This is a genomic window from Caballeronia novacaledonica (assembly GCF_900258035.1).
Lineage (GTDB): Bacteria > Pseudomonadota > Gammaproteobacteria > Burkholderiales > Burkholderiaceae > Caballeronia > Caballeronia novacaledonica.
In genome coordinates, this window is the sequence record NZ_OGTP01000004.1 from 179,884 (window position 1) to 194,896 (window position 15,013).

Genomic DNA, 15,013 nt, shown 5'->3' on the forward strand with positions numbered 1-15,013 from the left:
CACCGATGAAGCAGACTCAAATCCGAGAAACGGGTTCAGGCAATGGCGGTCGTCCGGCTACGCGATGGTTGTGTTTTGCTGATAGCCAGCAGCGTGGCGAGACTGAGGACAGCGGTGAACATCAGATAGAAGCTGGGCGCACTCTTGCTGCCCGTCGCGCTCAACAACCAGATGACAATGGCCGGCGTGAAGCCTCCGAATATCGTTACGCCAACGTTGTAACCGATGGACATCCCTGTCGCGCGTGTCGATACCGGGAAGATTTCCGACATCAAGGCAGGCAACGCACCGAAATAGATCGCTTTCAACAGGGCGAGCCACCCGACAAGTACGAACAGGGCCGACACTGAAACGTGGTTCACGACGTACGAGAATGCGGGATATCCGGTTACGAGAAAGAGCGCCGCCGTGACCGACATCTGCTTCAGGCGTCCGATGCGGTCGGACAGATATCCTGCGAACGGGGTGACGACCGTGAGAATCACGCCCGCGACGATGCTGGCGGCGAAGCCAGTCGATGCGTCCAGATGAAGCTCGCGGATAGCGAAGGTTGGAACATACTGGAGGAGATAGTTGACAGCGGTCGAAACTGTCAGGGCACCTATGGAAATCAGCAGCAGCACCTTTTGCGTTCCGAGCACGTCGCGAATTGGGGTAGCTGTGTGTTTCGCTTCGGTGAAGTCCGGCGCGTCTTCCAGATATCGACGCAGGTACAAACCTGCCGGCCCGATCAGCAAGCCGAAGAAGAACGGCAACCGCCAGCCCCAGGCCGCAAGCGCGTCCGCCGGCATCAATTTGGCGAGTGCGAAACCGAAGACCGATGCCATCAAGGTCGCAAGTCCCTGGGTCGCAAACTGCCAGCTCGCCAATAGTCCGCGGCGATGCGGTGCGTGTTCGATGAGCATGGCGGTCGACGCACCAAACTCACCACCCGCCGAGAAACCCTGTATCAGTCGTGCGACGAATACGCCGACAGGCGCGACCAGTCCGATTTTCGCGTAGGTCGGAATCAAGGCAATGATCGCGGTTCCCACCATCATCAAGCCGACAGTCAACAGCAGGGCCGCCTTGCGGCCACGCTTGTCGGCGTACGCCCCGAGCACCATTCCTCCAAGCGGCCGAACCAGGTAGGAAGCTCCAAACGAACCGAACGTGAGCAGCATCGAAGCCGTCTCGTTGACAGTCGGAAAGAAGTTCTTGGCAATATAGACCGCGAAGAACGCATAGATGGCGATGTCGAACCATTCGAGCGCGTTGCCGACCGACGTCGCAACAACTATCTGCATCAGACTGAGAGGCTTTTTCTGCATGATTCCGCCCATGGGAAGAAGGGGATCTGACTTTGGGGTTATTGGCTGTTCCGACGGTTTGCGACAATTGAACGTGCGTGCGCGCCGAGGTCCCACCAGATGCCGGCCATCACTGCGAGCGCTTCACGAACAACGGAGCCCAAAAGGTGCTCGTTGGGTGCATGCTGATTGCAGGCGGGGTATGAGTGCGGCACCCAGAGCGTTGGCAAACTGAGCGTTTCGGCGAATACGTCGTTCGGCACCGTTCCGCCCAGGTTCGGCAAGAGCGCAGGTTTCTTGTCGGTCGTCAGCCGCATCGAATCGAGCGCCCAATGAACCCACGGATCGTCAAGGTCGAGCCGCGTGGCCGGCGTTCCCGGCGACACCTTCACTTGAACCTCGCTGAATCCTCGTTCGGCGAAATGCGCCTCCAGATGCTCGCGCAGATGCTCCCAGTCCGTGCCGACGACAAACCGCAATTGGCAAACCGCCTTCGCGGCCGGCGGAATCGCGTTGACTGGCGCGTCGGCATTGCCGGATTTGAAGGCGAGGACTTCGAGCGCATTCCAGCCGATGACACGTTCGATCGGGGTCAGTCCGGGCTCGCCCCAGGTTGGATCGATTTTGGGGGAGCTTTCATCGCGTCCAAGTTCGATATCGGCGAGTGCGGTGCGCACCGCGTCGGTGATCGCCGGCGGGCGCAACCCGTCGACGGCGATGCGGCCGTCGCGATCGACCAAACTTGCGATGGCATGCGCGAGAACCACCGCCGGATTGCGGAGCACGCCGCCCCAGTTGCCCGAGTGGTGGCCGCCTTCCCGCAGATCGACAACGAGGTCGAAGAGCACTCCGCCCCGTGACCCCAGAAACAAGGTTGGCCGTTCGGCCGACACGCGCGGCCCGTCTGACGCGAGGAAGACATCGGAGGCGAGCGCTTCGCTTTCCGCCGCGCACACTTCTTTCAGGCCCGGCGAATTGATTTCCTCACCTGTTTCGAAGATGACCTTGACGTTGTAGCCCAGCTTTGCATCACGCGCGTCGAGCACGGCGGCGAGAGCGGCGAAATTGATCGAATGCTGCCCCTTGTTGTCCGCGGTGCCGCGCCCATACCACCGGTCACCGTCGACGACGATTTCCCAAGGCTTCAGGCCGCTCCGCCACTGTTCGTCGTAGCCGCGCACCACGTCGCCATGTCCATAGGTCAACACTGTCGGCAGTTCGGGCGCCTCAAGGCGTTCTGCGATGAGAAATGGCGCGGATTCGCGAACGGGATTTGGGACCATACGGCTCGTAAATCCCATCCTGGCCAGCACTGGACCGATTTCATCCGAGAGATAGGCATGCAGCGACTGCGACTGCGCCGGATTCTGGCTTTCGCTGCGAAACGCGACCCTTCGCCGAAGGTCAGCGAGGAACGCACCGGAATCGAACGTTCGAACGGCGTTCGAGATTGCGCCAGCGCGGGTGTTTGCGGTTTCTTTCACAGCGTCTCCTGAGGCTTTGGGATGTAGCCCAGACTCTAGAAACGCCAAAAATTCGTCACAATTTCAAAATTTGCGGATAGCATTGCCGAAATGGCAACGCTCGGAGAGGCTAGTTTGCTACACGGAATCGGGTTGAGATACTTCGTCGAAGTTGCGCGCAGCGGTTCGCTTGCAGCGGCGTCCGAGAATATGCACGTTGCGATCTCTGCTATCAGTCGGCAGATTGCCAAGCTCGAGCAGGAGGTGGGTACGCCCCTTTTCGAACGAATGGCACGCGGCATGGTTTTGACCGAGTCGGGCGAACTCCTGGCTCAGCATGCACGTCGCGCGTTGATGGACGCGGAGGCGGTCATCAACGAAATATCCGAGGCGCATGCGCTTGGGAAGGGAATCGTACGTGTTGGTTGCACGGAGGGATTCTCGCGCTACTTTCTCCCAAGTGTGCTGGCCACCTTCTACGCCGAGTATCCTCGAACGCGATTCGTTTTGAGATCTGGCACGCCTGCTCAGGTCGAGAACTGGGTCGCGATAGGCGAAGTCGACCTAGGGGTAGCCTTCTCCACGGCTACATCGACGGCGTTGAACGTCGAATACAGTGAAAACGCGCCCGTGTGCGCGCTGCTGCAAGTGTCGCACCCCCTGGCGAAGAAAGACGTCCTCTCGCTCGAGGATTTGCTCGCTTATCCCGTCGCCGTCCTCGAGCGCGGAACAACCGTACGGCAATTGATAGATTGGTGTTGCTCGCTTCGCGGAAAGCATCTTGAACCATTGCTCACGAGCAACAACTCGAGCGCAATGCACCATTTCGCTGCGTTGACAGGGACAATTACGCTCGGCAGTGCCATCTCACTCAGGGGCATGAAAAGGGATGCTTCGTGGCTCGCAAAGCGAATAGACGAACCCTTGTTGAATGAGCGGCATCTTCAGGTCACCGCCATGAAGGAACGTCGTTTGCCGACGCCGGTACAGCAGTTTCTGGCAGCGCTGAAGGATGCGTTTCGCGAGGGGTTGCCGGGAGAGCCAGCTATCGGCGCCCAAGTCAAGCAACGTCGCACCGGAGCGCGAACTGGCAGGCGAAACGGATAATGCCGCAAGCGCGCTTACCCTGCCGCTTCCGGTATTGAGTCCGACTAAGGTACCGCGCCTGTCTGGAGGGAACGTCGATTGGTTCCACAGCGAGCTACGGCGCGCGAGATCGGAAATCAAGATTAGTGTGCATTGAATACCTTCCAGCCTTTCTCGGCTGACATAACCTGATGGGCGTCGACAAGCGATCTTTCGCTAACGGTGGGGCACCGGCCATTGCTTGGCTGACGACCCAGACGAAGATGACAGGTGCTGGTCGGCAACTCGAGCTTACCCAACTCGAACTGACGCTTTGGCCATATCTCGGCCGTTCGACCACGCCCTCCGATCCGACGTTAGAAGGTCCGTTTCACTCATTGAGCGGTCATTGACGCCTCAAATGTCCAGTTCGTCGGAGGACGCTATCAAATTGCACTGCCCTGGGGTGGGGCGTTCCTCAGACGGGCTGAAAGTCCGGTAGCTTGAAGGTTTTGTTGTTGAGGGCTTCCGTCGGGCCGTACAAACGCATGGCAGGCAATGGACGTTTGCCGGACGTCGGAATCCAGTTGGCCTCAAATCCCTCTGGCGCTTTGGGTCCCACGTAAATCGTTACACCGCCGTCAGCGTTCTTTCTCATCTTGTCGAGATCGTAAGAAGAAAGCGTCGTGCGGTTGGACTCGCTGTAGATGAACGCATTAGTGGCCCGGTCATAGACGGTCAACGCCCAGAATTGTTTGACTGGCATTCGGGCAGGAACGTTAAGCTTATATAGCTTACCGGCCTCAAGCAGATTGCCGCCACTATCGGCTACCGCCATCAGATACTGCGTTGCAGGATCGTCGCTCAGTACCTTCGGCATGTAGGTGCACCAGAAGTACTCGGCGGCTCGGTTGACCAGGTCGATCCTGTCATCGTAGGTGAACGTGAAGGTCTTGTTCTCGTCGGCCTGGAGAAGCGATGCGTAATGCCGATCCGGCCAGAACAGTTTGTCTTGCGGGAAGTGGTCGAACCAGTACTGCATATAAAACCATGCATCGATCGCCGCCTGGCGCATTGCCTTCTTCGCATTTTCATCGGGTGTGAACGGCTTGCCTTTCTCGATCCCTAGTGACAAGAGCATCCCCATCATCACCTTGTCCTGAGTGTTGACTGGCTCGACGCTGATAATCTCGTGCATATCGTCGAAGTAGCGTTCGTCGTAAAACGGAAGCGTCGGATAACGCTTGTCAATCGGATCGATGAAACGCTGCTTTGGCGGATGCGCGGCTTCGGAGAGGTAGTACATTTTCAGTCGCTGGGCATATTGATACGCGTCCGCCGCGGTCTTGCCGGGTGCTCGGACAGAGCGGAATGCGAGCGCGATTCTGAAGTTCGGTGAGGCTACATGCAGGTACCCCTTGGGAATGGAGCCCTTATAGCCTGGTGCCGTAAAAAGAAATCTCGCTCCGTGGCCCTTGTCGAGCCCGGACGGTCCCACGTCCGCGATCGTGAATTGCCAGGCGTCAACAACCTGTCCGTAGACGCTTCCCTCCGAGCTTGCGGCGGGTACCTCCAAAACCACCGGGCCCTTTCGCAGATCGGTAAAGGCAGTGATGTAAGGCGTCGTACTATTGGCGGTAATCGCTTCGAGCTTTGGCGTAGCAGGTGCCGAGTAGGCAATGATATCGTTGTCTTTAACACCAAGATCGTCGAACGCTGCCCTTCGAAAAGTGTAAATCGCGTTTGCGGGCAAATTCCATAGAACCGCCTCGAACGCGCGTTGATACTTTATCTGGTAGTCGAAGTCCTTGACTGAGGCGGTCGATCCAGCCGGAGGTTGTCCACCTAGCGGCTCCATCGGACTACCCGCGCCCGAGGCCAAAGGCGTTGCGCCCTGTTGAGCGGAGACATCGAGGATTTTTCCTGCGGCTGCGATTCCCGCTATTGCCCGCATGCTCATGCGATGGAAGTCTCTACGCGAAAAGGTCATCGTCACGCTCTCCGGAGGTGCATTTAGCGGCGTCAAAAACCGTTCGATCAGTGGTAGTTCGAAGATTTTTCGTTGACCGGTTCAAAGTCCGGCAACTCAAAGGTCTTATTCATAAACTCGTCCTTCGGCCCATAAATGCGGATCGTAGGCGCGGGTCGCTTACCAGCAGTCGGAAGCCAGTTCGACTCTAGGCCCTTGGGTGCGCGAGGGCCGATATAGATGGTTACGCTGCCGTCAGCGTTTTTCTTCATCTTGTCCATGTCATATGACGACAGCGTTGAGCGGTTGCTGTTGCTGTAGATGTACGTCCACGTAGCATGGTCATACGCTGTAATCGCCCAGAACTGCTTGGCAGGCATGTTGACCGGCACAGTAATTTTGTAGGTCGTCCTGGCGTTGAGCAATTTACCGTTCTTGTCGGCCACGGCCACCATATACATGGTAGCGGGGGAATCGCTCAACTTCCTGGGCATGTAGATGCACCAGAAGAAGGCCGCCGCCCGACCCATGTAGTCGACGCGATCGTCGTAGATATAGTTGAATTCCTTATTCGCATCGGGCAGCAACAGCGATACGTAGTGTCGATTCGGCCAATACAGAATGTCTTTCGGAGGATGGTCGAAATATGATTGCAGATTGAACCATGCATCGGCTGCGCCTTGACGCAACGCACGTACAGTGGTGGCGTCGGGCTTGAACGGCTTGCCTTTCTCAATGCCGAGTGACGCCAGCATGCCCATCATCACCTTGTCTTCAGGCTTGACAGGCTCTACGTTGATGATGTCGGCGAGATCGTTAAAAAAGCGCTCATCATATCGGGGAAGCGTCGAGTAACGCTGGTCGATTGGGTCGAGGAAGCGTTGCTCGGGAGGATTCGCCGCTTCAGAGAGATAGTACATTCGGAGCCGATGCGAAAACTTAAAGGCATCCTCGGCCGTCTTGTCAGGCACCACGATTGATCGGAAACCCAAGATGATTCTGTAGCTTGGCGATTCGACGTGAATGTAGCCCTCAGGGATTGGCCCCGTATACCCGGGCGGTGTAAACAGGTATTTGCCCCCTTTGCCCTGATCCAGTCCCGAGGGGCCGACATCTGCGATCGTGAACTGCCACGCATCGACCACTTGCCCATAGAGACTGCCGTCGGGTCCTGAAGGTGGAATTTCCAGCACGACGGGCCCCTTTCGCAAATCCGTGAACGCGGAAATGTAGGGTGTCGAACTGTTGCCGGTGATTATTTCCAGTTTCGGTGTGGCCGGCTTGGAGTAAGCGAGGATATCGTTGTCTTTAAGGCCAAGGTCCGCGAGACCGGCGGCCCGAAAGCGGTAGATTTCCACCGCGGGCAACGCCCAGTTCACTGCCTCAAAGGCCCGCCGTAGCTTTATCTGATAGTCAAGGTCCTTGGCCGATGGCTTACTACCCGCCGGTGGCTGGCCTCCAAGCGGCTCTCGTCCGTCCTGAGCGATGGCAACGCTGGCCGTCACGAAAAGTGCCACCAGAATCGACAGATACGAAAAACGCGGATTCGTGGAAACCGACATGAGTTCGCCCTCTCAACTGGAATTACGTCGTTAGTTTCGTCTTGGCGCTCCGCATCGAAGTAACTGACCATCGAGGCTTCGCTCTCGAAGAGTATTACAGATTGGAAAAGAGCATCCACAACCAAGGCAAAGGGCAAGCGATACGGCCCTCTTGGGGCAACTTTAAGCCGTTGTTGAGGGTGCATGCGCCGCCGAAAGCTGGGGCGGCTTCATGTGCAATGCCTAGCTGCGGGCGGCCGTTGATCCGTCGAAAGCTGACGCTCGGTGCGCTTTAGCTGGAATGGTCGTAGAGGGTTGCTTTTTGCCCGATGCGGCACGATCGCTGGCGGCCACGTCGGCGGGTCAGCGTCGGACCGGGTGCGGCCCCAACTGAGGTAACCGACTGCTGCGGGTCGGAGATTGACCACTCGCCCAGCGCACAATCGATCTCCCTTCGTTGAAGAGGAGGTTGTCATGGAAACGCTTAATGCTTCTGGCGCACGTCGGGCGCCGTGGAATAAGGGGAGGCTAACCGGCCAGAAGCCTCCGCTGAAGCTCCGGGAAATCTGGGCGATTCGAACGAGGCTGCAGATGTCCTCCAACGCTCGCGAGTTGGCGATGTTCAACCTTGCGCTTGACAGTAAGCTTCGAGCGTGCGACTTGACGCGACTGCAGGTGCAGGACGTCTACATGGGAGGTCATGTCGTAGCTCGCGCGACTTTCATGCAGCAGAAAACGCATCGACCAGTGCAGTTCGAAATCACGGAGCAGACTCGTCAAAGTGTCTCCGCCTGGATTTCGGCGCGGGGATTGAAGCCTGCCGACTATTTGTTTCCAAGTCGACTGCATGCCTCAGCGCACGTCTCGACGCGCCAGTATGCGCGCATCGTTCATCGATGGGTCGCGTCGATCGGACTCGATGCCACCGCGTACGGTACGCACACCATGCGACGAACGAAAGCGTCGTTGATCTATCGACGCACAAAGAATTTGCGCGCGGTCCAATTGCTGTTAGGCCATACGAAAATTGAAAGCACCGTGCGATACCTCGGGATCGAGGTAGACGATGCACTCGAGATGGCTGAGCAGACCGAAGTATGATCGCCGGTGGCCGGCGAGCGCGCGCTTGTCGGCCACAACCCGCCGTTCACATGCATCGTCAATCGGACGTTCAGGAGTCCGCGTTTCCTCGTAACCGTCCGTCCGATTGTCAAAGACGAATGCTCCTTCATCGATAGCAGACGCTCGGATGTCGCCGCTCGTAGGGTCGCTCTTCAGCCATCCACTGCGGCGTGACCACGAATGTCAGCTCTCACTGGCGGATTCAACCGGTGGATGCAACACACTAGAAGCTGCGTGATCAGTGGGAGTGTTGCAAATGAAACAGCGACGCCGGATTTACTACACTGAAACTCAGAAAGCGTTGATGTGGGAGCGCTGGCAGAAGGGTGAATCGCTTCAGCATATCGCGCAGCTGTTTGAGCGGAACCACTCGTCTATCCAACGGATACTGGCTGAAAGCGGCGGCATCCGGCCGGCGCCGCGGCATCGCGCGCAGCTGACGCTAACATTGGCCGAACGCGAAGAGATATCCCGGGCGCTTGCTGTGGGCGACTCGATCCAGTCGATTGCCAAGCGACTTTCCAGGGCTCCCTCCACCATCTGCCGCGAGATCAAACGCAACAGTGGAAAGGAAGGTTACCGGGCAAGCCATGCCGATGCGCTTGCCTGGGATCGGGCAAAGCGTCCAAAGGTCTGCAAGCTGGTTGAGCACCGCGTGCTAGCGCAGATCGTGGCAGGCAAGCTCCGGTTGCAGTGGTCACCGCAGCAGATTGCAGGATGGCTCAGGCGCTCGTATTCAGACGAGGACTACCACGTGTCTCATGAGACGATCTATCGCAGCCTCTTTATACAGGCCCGTGGTGCCCTGAAGAAGGAGTTGCTGGAACACCTGCGTCGCACACGGGCGATGCGACGATCGCGCCATCACACACAAAAGACTGACGATCACGGCCGGATCCGCGAGACGGTGTCGATCAGCGAACGTCCGGCAACAGTTGAAGATCGCGCCGTACCGGGCCACTGGGAGGGCGATCTTCTGTGCGGCAGCGCGAACAGCCAGATAGCAACGCTCGTTGAACGCCAGACACGCTACGTGATGCTGGTCAGGATTCCCTGCAAGGATAGCGAAACGGTAATCAATGCCCTCATCAAACATGCCAGCAAGCTGCCGCAGGAACTCTATAAGTCGCTGACCTGGGATCGGGGAACAGAAATGGCCGGACACAAACGCTTCACCGTGGCCACTGATATCCAGGTCTACTTTTGCGACCCTCAGCATCCGTGGCAGCGCGGATCAAACGAGAATACAAACGGACTTCTAAGGCAGTACTTCCCCAAAGGCACCGATCTGTCAGTCTATTCTCAGGCTAAACTCAATGCAGTGGCGCGACGGCTGAACGAGCGCCCACGAAAGACGCTGGACTACGAAACGCCAGCCGAACGATTCCAGCAAACTATTGCATCCACCGGTTGAATCCGCCCTGCGATCGGGTGCATGCTCTAGACCCGCTTCTGCCGGTCGAGCCATGGCAGTCCAAGGGTAGAAAGCCTTGATGAGTCGAGTTGCAGGTACTCGGGTCTGCAGTAAGGCGACATACAATGATCGCTTCCCTGTTTCTCGCCAATTATCGTGACCGCTCTCCGCGCCGCAGACAAGAGAATCCTTGCCGAGCAAGGATGGCTGTTCCTTAACGATCCAGCTTGGGCTGGAGACATAAATGGCGTTGCGGAACTGCTCGGAACGCCGGTCTCAGGCCCGGGGACGCCGGTCGTCCAATCGCTGCGACCGAGAACCGAAGCAGCCGCGCGGCCGAATACTACAAGTTCTCTCTACGGACTGGGTGAATTCCCGTTGCATACCGATATGGCACACTGGCCGTTACCGCCGCGCTATCTGGTTATGCGGGCATCGGTGGTCGCGGGGTCGGTGCCCGCCTTGCTAATTGATAGTCAAAATCTGAACCTTGACGCAACTACGCGCAATGAGTGGGCACGTGCGTTGTGGCGGGTTTCTCGTGTACGTGAGCCTTATCTTTGCTCAATGTTCTTCCAGCACGGCCGCAAGTCCGGCATACGTTGGGACGTTTGTACCATGTCGCCGCGGGGCCAACTTGCCCTTAAGGTTGCTGCAGAGGCGGAAGCAAGTCTTGGCAGCTTGCTGGCGCAACAGCCTACTACGATAAACTGGCGTTCGACTGACGAAATATTGATCTTGGACAACTGGCGAGTGCTACACGCGCGGCCGGCAGTCAGTCCGTCAGCGAGCGACAGAACAATTGAACGAGTAATGGTGGGGGCATCGAACTATGGGTAATGCAAATCCGCAGTCGCTTTGGACTCACGATCTATTGTGGAGTAAAGCACGTGCCTATGTAGACAAGGCTCTTGAAGCGCCACGGGAAGACGACCTGTTTCCTTTCTGGGCATCGCTCGCCCTGGAGTTTTTGGGTCGATCGTCCCTTGCGTATGTCCATCCTGCACTTCTGGCTGAAGCCTCTGACCCGGACGGTCGGAACCTGCTTTACGCATTCGGTCTTGAACCCAAAGTGAAAAACTTTGTCCCGAAATCGATATCGACATCAGAAGTGCTGTTGCGGTGCGAACAGATCGTCCCGAACTTCACCAAAGACCTCGAATCGTTTTGCAAAGGCTTGGCCAATAAACGAAATGAGGAGTTGCATAGCGGCGGATTACCCTTTTCAAAACTTGCCAATCACACCTGGCTCCCGCGCTTCTATGAAGCGGCGAACGTGTTGTTAGCTTTCCAGAAAAAGAAACTCGAAGATTTTGTTGGTAAAGATGAAGCAAACGCAGCAGCGAAGATGCTCGCAGCGGTTGCCGACGAAGCGGCAAAGAATGTGCAAAAGCTGGTCAATGCACACATGGAAGTCTGGAAAAACAAAAACCAGAGCGAAAAAGATGAACTGGCAAAAGCCGCGAAGATTGCCGCTAATCCCGCTTTTGGCCACGTGATCGACTGCCCATCCTGCGGTTCAAAGGCGCTTCTGATGGGAGAGGAATTCCGACAGCAGCAGCCCGTGCTGGAAAACGATGAAATGGTAGTTAGGAGTTTGATGTTGCCAACTGAGCTCGTCTGTAAAGCGTGCGCGCTCACAGTCAAGGGCCACAACCAATTATATGCTGCGGGCTTTGGCAGCCAGTTTACAAAAACCCTCACTTACGACCCCGTCGATTACTACGCCGAAGAACCAGACGATGAAGACCGGTACGAGGAGTTCAATAACGAGTAGCCGAGCGTTGAGGGACGTACAGTAAGGCCAAGGCTACAAAAGCAAACTCGATGGCGAACGGAAACGTAGCCCTCGGCGAAGTAGCAGCACGCTGCGAGTCATATTGAAGTGCCCTGTTTCACTACGCTTCGCAACAAGGCAGCCCCAAAAAGAGAAGCAAACACGCCCATGGACGCGCCGACCGACACGACTGCGCGAACGGCCGTTTTACCTTGGAAGCCGCCGCTAAGGGTACGCGGAACCGAAGGGCGGCCGTGGGTCGGCATGACCGGTTCATCGTTCCTGGAAGCCGCAGTTCGACTGCGCCCCTTCGCAATTACAGCAAAGCTGCGAGCTACAGCCGTACGACGGATGAACGGCGAGCGTCCGCAAAGGCCGAAGTGTCCGCATTCGCAATCAGACACACCTGGCCCTATAGAGGCATCGCCTTGAAGATACGCAGCCCCTGTAAGGTCCGCGGTGAATCAGAGAAAGAGAGCGCCTTGCTGCGGTGCCAGTCGCGCGAGAAAAGCAAGTTCCTGGCGCGCATGCCCTTGCTAGCCCCGGATGCAGTGGCGAGAGCGCAAAGCAAAGTCACCCGGCTCCTCGTACAGAGCCTGCTTCTCCACCGGTGAGGAAGAGGATGGCCTTGGCGACATTTCACTATGGCTGCACGCTGGCTGCACGGCGGGGGCGTCTAGCCGTTGACGGCTTCGCTGTCGACTTCGCCGTTTTACCGCCTGGCGTCGGGCTGACCAGCGCCCGGATACCGGCTGCCGCAAATTTGACCAGCTGCTCATAATGCGCAGTGGACCCGGACGTACGAGCGGCCGCGCCGAGACGCTCGGCGCGGCCGTTGAGCGCGTGCGCTTGCTGCCGGGCGCCGACAGAAAAAAGATAGGCCCACGTCGCATGCTCCCGCAAAATGCCGGGAATGACCGTATGCAGAGCATCGATGATGCGCTCCGCTATCGGATCGTAGTAGGTCTCGCGGATGCGTCGGGACCGCTCGTCACTACCCAGGCTGACGGTGGCGACGAGCTGAACGTAAAGTGCGAGGTTCGCGGCGTCCTCACCGTGGAAAATCTCCGACAACGGTGTGAAGGCGATCGTCAGTACGTCTTCGACCGTTGCGGTACGCTCGCTCGCGAAAAGGGCGTCAAGAAGTTTGCCGCGGTGATCATTGATCGCCGATGAACGGCGCTCGAAGACCGCCTCGTAAAGTCTGTCCTTGTTCGCGTAGTGATAATGCACGAGTGCCTGCGCTACACCGGCTTCGTCGGCGATGTTGCGCATGCTCGCTCCTGCATAACCATGTTCGCCAAACACCCGCTCGGCCGCGTTCAGAATCGCAGAGAGCCGCGAACCGCGTGCACGGTCGGATTCCGGAGCGTGGTTGCTCGTGTTCCCGGATGCTTTCTTCTCACGCGATGTTTTCATGTTTAAATGCTCCGGCGCTATCCTATCCTATTCGATCGATCAGTCAGTATATCGCGACCCTATGCGGCGCGAGGTGCACGGTTCGGCCGGGAAGCAGCGGGCGACGCAGCCCGCCGATAGGGCAAACGCCGTTATCCGAGGAATTCCGGCTCGGCCAATCCTTTCACTCCGGGCCGCACTGCGAGCACGTTGCCCGCGAGCGGTTGTTGCGCGAGCTCCTTTTCGTTCATGCGGCGGCGCGCCGTCGTGATGAAAAGCGTATCGAGATCCGGGCCACCGAAGCACAGGCTGCTCACGCGCCGCACCGGCAGGTTGATGACCATGTCGATCCGTCCGCGCGGGTCGTAGCGCGTGACGCACCAGCCGTCCATGTTGGCGCTCCAGAAGCAGCCGTCGGCATCGACGGTCGAGCCATCGCAGATGCCGCGTCCGAGCGGCACCTCCGCGAATTTGCGGCGGTTGTATATGGTGCCGTCCACCGAGTCGTAATCGAATACATCGATCTGGCAACTGAACGAATCGGTCATGTACATGAGCCGGTTATCGGGACTGAAGCTGATGCCGTTGATGCACGTGATGCCTTCCATGATCAGCTTCGGCTGCAAATCGGGATCAAGACGGAACAGACGTCCGCGCGGCGTGTACGCGCCGGCTTCCACGGTGCCGGACCAATATCGGCCGTGGCGGTCGCATTTGCCGTCGTTGAAGCGGTTCCCAGGACGTTCGGCGTCCGGACGCGCGATTTCGCTCAGTTCGCCGGTCTCGGGCGAGAAGAAGTAAAAGCCCGAACGCATGCCCACGATCAGGCCGCCTCTGGCGCGCAGGCCGATGCTGCCGATCTCTTCCTGCATCGGCCAGGTCTTCTTGGCGCCGCTGGAAATGTCGAGGCGGTGGATCGCCTGACCGATGCCGTCCACCCACCAGAGCAATTGCGTCTTCTCGTCCCAGATGATCGATTCGCCGAGCACGTCGGGCGTGGAATCGACCACGTCGATGACCGAACCCACCATGTCGATGGGTCTCGTGATGCTGCTGACTGTCATGCTGCCTCCTTGTTTTCTCGATGTGTTTCGCGATGTGAATGGTCTCGATGGTTCAAACAGCCGGTTCCTTCATGCGAGCGATGCCTTCGAGCGCGAGTCCATAGCCGAGCACGTCATGCAGGCGTGCCTTCAACTCCTGATTCAGGCAAGTGCGCGTATAGCGTCGGACGAGGCGGGGCTGTTTGAGCATCAGCTTCGCGAGTTCGCGTGCGCGCGGCAGGAGGTCCGCTTGCGGAAGCACTTCGTTGACCAGGCCCATTTTCAGCGCTTCATCGGCGGAGATCTCCTGACCCGTCAGCAGAAAGTAGTGGCCGCGCGCGCGGCCCATCAGCAACGGCATGATCAGATGCATGCCGTCGCCCGGCACCATGCCGCCCTGGAAGTGCGCGGTGTCCTGAATGGTCGTGGTGTCGGACGCCAGCACGATGTCGCCGAGCAGCGGAATCTCCGCGTGCCGCACTGCCGGCCCGTTGATGACGCTGATCACCGGCGCCTCGATATTCAGCAGGTTGATGAGCAGATGCTTCGCTTCCCAGTAGATCGGATCGTAGACCGTCGGGGTCATCGAATTGCGGTTCTGGTGCATGCCGGGCGCGATGGCCGGCCCGCTGAACGCATCGCCCGTGCCGGTCATGATCACGACGTCGTTTTCCCGGTCGCGGCCGACGTCGAGAAACGCCTGCTCGAACTCGCGATGAGCCGTCAGGTTCCATACGAGCGGCTCGCCGTGCGTGTGGAAGTGCATCTCCAGCACGCCGTCGCTGCGTGTCATGCGGATGGTCTCGAACTTGTCTTCGTATTCGTCGAAATGGCTCACGGCACTGTCCTCTGCTGAACGTTGGATATTCGCGCGGACGACGGTCGCTTGGATGTGACGCGTCGCCGGGCAAGGGTTTCAGCCGCCGATACTA

Annotated in this window: 11 protein-coding genes; 4 read left to right on the forward strand and 7 right to left on the reverse strand. The window is 58.1% G+C overall.

The genetic code is table 11. From position 1 onward, the window contains the following. Positions 1-35: 35 nt before the first annotated feature. A complete protein-coding gene (locus tag NOV72_RS08865; RefSeq protein ID WP_106854365.1) occupies positions 36-1,313 on the reverse strand; it encodes an MFS transporter in 1,278 nt (425 codons plus the stop codon). A 35-nt stretch (positions 1,314-1,348) separates the two neighbouring features. Beyond that, on the reverse strand, positions 1,349-2,773 hold the full coding sequence (locus NOV72_RS08870) for a M20 family metallopeptidase (protein ID WP_106854214.1): 1,425 nt from the start codon (positions 2,771-2,773) through the stop codon (positions 1,349-1,351). A gap of 90 nt (positions 2,774-2,863) precedes the next feature. On the opposite strand from NOV72_RS08870, the gene NOV72_RS08875 reads away from it, so the two are divergent. Beyond that, positions 2,864-3,859: a LysR family transcriptional regulator gene (locus NOV72_RS08875; protein ID WP_181290929.1), complete on the forward strand. Its 996-nt coding sequence runs from the start codon at positions 2,864-2,866 to the stop codon at positions 3,857-3,859. A 436-nt stretch (positions 3,860-4,295) separates the two neighbouring features. On the opposite strand, the gene NOV72_RS08880 is transcribed toward NOV72_RS08875, so the two are convergent. Continuing rightward, positions 4,296-5,807 carry a DUF1254 domain-containing protein gene (locus NOV72_RS08880; RefSeq protein WP_106854215.1) on the reverse strand — a complete coding sequence of 504 codons (1,512 nt, stop codon included), beginning with the start codon at positions 5,805-5,807 and terminating at the stop codon, positions 4,296-4,298. Positions 5,808-5,854: 47 nt separating this feature from the next. Beyond that, positions 5,855-7,348, reverse strand: a complete 1,494-nt coding sequence (locus NOV72_RS08885) for a DUF1254 domain-containing protein (protein WP_106854216.1) — start codon at positions 7,346-7,348, stop codon at positions 5,855-5,857. A 453-nt stretch (positions 7,349-7,801) separates the two neighbouring features. Here NOV72_RS08885 and NOV72_RS08890 point away from each other — a divergent pair, with 453 nt between their 5' ends. The 3 genes from NOV72_RS08890 (at position 7,802) to NOV72_RS08900 (ending at position 11,640) form a co-directional block, all read left to right on the forward strand. Beyond that, the gene (locus NOV72_RS08890; protein ID WP_106854217.1) at positions 7,802-8,428 is read left to right on the forward strand and encodes a tyrosine-type recombinase/integrase; all 627 of its coding nucleotides are present in this window, start codon (positions 7,802-7,804) and stop codon (positions 8,426-8,428) included. A 277-nt stretch (positions 8,429-8,705) separates the two neighbouring features. Next, entirely contained in the window at positions 8,706-9,863 is a 1,158-nt protein-coding gene (locus NOV72_RS08895; protein WP_106854218.1) for an IS30 family transposase, read from the forward strand. Positions 9,864-10,695: 832 nt separating this feature from the next. Beyond that, positions 10,696-11,640 (forward strand): hypothetical protein, encoded by a 945-nt coding sequence (locus NOV72_RS08900; RefSeq protein WP_146149965.1) that lies wholly within the window; start codon positions 10,696-10,698, stop codon positions 11,638-11,640. Between the two features lie 642 nt (positions 11,641-12,282). Here NOV72_RS08900 and NOV72_RS08910 read toward each other — a convergent pair. The 3 genes from NOV72_RS08910 to NOV72_RS08920 form a co-directional block, all read right to left on the reverse strand. Beyond that, entirely contained in the window at positions 12,283-13,059 is a 777-nt protein-coding gene (locus NOV72_RS08910; protein WP_106854221.1) for a TetR/AcrR family transcriptional regulator, read from the reverse strand. 131 nt (positions 13,060-13,190) lie between these two features. Continuing rightward, positions 13,191-14,102 (reverse strand): SMP-30/gluconolactonase/LRE family protein, encoded by a 912-nt coding sequence (locus NOV72_RS08915; RefSeq protein WP_106854222.1) that lies wholly within the window; start codon positions 14,100-14,102, stop codon positions 13,191-13,193. Between the two features lie 52 nt (positions 14,103-14,154). Beyond that, complete coding sequence (locus tag NOV72_RS08920; RefSeq protein WP_106854223.1) at positions 14,155-14,919, reverse strand: enoyl-CoA hydratase/isomerase family protein; 765 nt, start codon at positions 14,917-14,919, stop codon at positions 14,155-14,157. Positions 14,920-15,013 lie beyond the last annotated feature (94 nt).

Bases quoted from the DNA above. Each gene is read 5' to 3' on its own strand.
- NOV72_RS08895 (WP_106854218.1), top strand. From the start codon at position 8,706: ATGAAACAGCGACGCCGGATTTACTACACTGAAACTCAGAAAGCGTTG.
- NOV72_RS08885 (WP_106854216.1), bottom strand. From the start codon at position 7,348: ATGTCGGTTTCCACGAATCCGCGTTTTTCGTATCTGTCGATTCTGGTG.
- NOV72_RS08875 (WP_181290929.1), top strand. From the start codon at position 2,864: ATGGCAACGCTCGGAGAGGCTAGTTTGCTACACGGAATCGGGTTGAGA.
- NOV72_RS08915 (WP_106854222.1), bottom strand. From the start codon at position 14,102: ATGACAGTCAGCAGCATCACGAGACCCATCGACATGGTGGGTTCGGTC.
- NOV72_RS08910 (WP_106854221.1), bottom strand. From the start codon at position 13,059: ATGAAAACATCGCGTGAGAAGAAAGCATCCGGGAACACGAGCAACCAC.
- NOV72_RS08900 (WP_146149965.1), top strand. From the start codon at position 10,696: ATGGGTAATGCAAATCCGCAGTCGCTTTGGACTCACGATCTATTGTGG.
- NOV72_RS08880 (WP_106854215.1), bottom strand. From the start codon at position 5,807: ATGACCTTTTCGCGTAGAGACTTCCATCGCATGAGCATGCGGGCAATA.
- NOV72_RS08890 (WP_106854217.1), top strand. From the start codon at position 7,802: ATGGAAACGCTTAATGCTTCTGGCGCACGTCGGGCGCCGTGGAATAAG.